1 protein-coding gene is annotated in these 1,467 nt (G+C 50.2%); it reads right to left on the bottom strand.

The window, feature by feature from the left end; translation table 11 throughout:
• Positions 1 to 153 precede the first annotated feature (153 nt).
• A complete protein-coding gene (locus B2Y11_RS07230; RefSeq protein WP_291057757.1) occupies positions 154 to 1,077 on the bottom strand; it encodes an NAD-dependent epimerase/dehydratase family protein in 924 nt (307 codons plus the stop codon).
• Between the last annotated feature and the right edge of the window lie 390 nt (positions 1,078 to 1,467).

Here is a 1,467-nt window from a genome sequence, read left to right as displayed (position 1 = left end):
TGATTTAATCAGCGCTTCCCTAGCAGGAATTACCATCTCCCATCAGTCTGTTATCGCCCTTAAAGACTATGCCGGCGGGAAGGTTTGTAAGGGCATTTTTCCCATATTAAAAAGCGCTCTTCTATTTTTCCGAAGGGCGCTTTTGATTTGATTTCATTGTTTCTGAAAATATTCGTAGGTTCGTTTCAGTCCTTCTTCCAGTGGCATTTCCGGTATCCAGTGGAGGTTTTTGACTGCTTTTTCGTTGGCCAGGGAGGAGCGGTAGATGTCGCCTTCTCTGGTGGGGCCGTAGGACGGGGTGATTTGTTTTCCTGTCACTTTGGAGAGGATGGTGACCAGGTCGTTCAGGCTGGTTTCGGTCTGGGTGCTGAGGTTGTAGCAGGTGTCGGCGTTTTCGGTGGTGAGTGCCAGGCGGATGCCTTTGGCGATGTCGCCGGCGTAGACGAAGTCTCTGGTCTGTTTCCCGTTTCCGAAGATGGTAATGCCTTCGCCTTTGGCTAAACGTTTGGCGAAGATGCTGATAACACCGCCTTCTCCCCCATCTCCCTGGCGTTCGCCGTATACGTTGGCAAAGCGGAGGACTACGTAGTGGAGACCGTAGGCAAGATGGTAGAGGGCCAGGTATTTTTCCACGGTCATTTTTGTAAGACCATAGAAGGAGAGGGGCTCCTGGGGCAGGGTTTCGGGAAGGGGCAGTGCTTTTTCGTCCACGTCGCCGTAGGTGGCGGCGGAGGAGGAGAAGATGACCCGTTTTACGCCGTATTTCCTGCAGCATTCCAGGATATGGACGGTTCCGGCAATGTTCTGGTACATGTCATTTTCCGGGTCCAACATGGAGTCGCTCACCAGGGTCTGGGCAGCCAGATGGACTACGGCGTCAAAGTGTTCTTCGCGGAAGAGGTCTTCTACTTTGTCGTCATGGGTGTCCATCACTTCCAGCCGGGCATTTTCTGGAAGGTTTTCGCGAAGGCCGGTGGACAGGTTGTCCAGGGAAATGACTTCGTCCCCTGCTTCCATAAGCTGACGGACTAAATGGGATCCGATAAATCCGGCACCGCCGGTTACAAGAATTTTCATATTTTCACCTTTTTCTATAGGAATATGTATGTCTATTGCTTTTTTATTATATTAACACATTTTCAAAAGGACTGTAGTAAAGGAATGATAAACTCTGGGAAGGAGAGATTTGAGGTTTGAGGTTTGAGGTTTGAGGTTTGAGGTTTGAGGTTTGAGATTTGAGGTCTGAGGTGGGTAAAGACATATTATGCGGGAGACTATCAGACATCAGACTGTCAGACGTCAGACTGGCATTGCGGCCGGTGACTTTTCAGGCATGAGCGATGAGCAGCATGGTTCAGGGAGATTTCAGGGCTCCACTTCGTTCCGCTCGAAATGACGACAGGCCGCGGTGCGGCCTAGGTCTAGGGAAGCACTGATTAATTCGCAGAGTCTGCTTTTATAAGAATT

The sequence above is a fragment of the Dialister sp. UBA1703 genome (genome assembly GCA_002320515.1).
Lineage (GTDB): Bacteria > Bacillota > Negativicutes > Veillonellales > Dialisteraceae > Dialister.
Note: the sequence above shows the minus strand (reverse complement) of the source record. Positions and strands in the feature narration are given on the sequence as shown.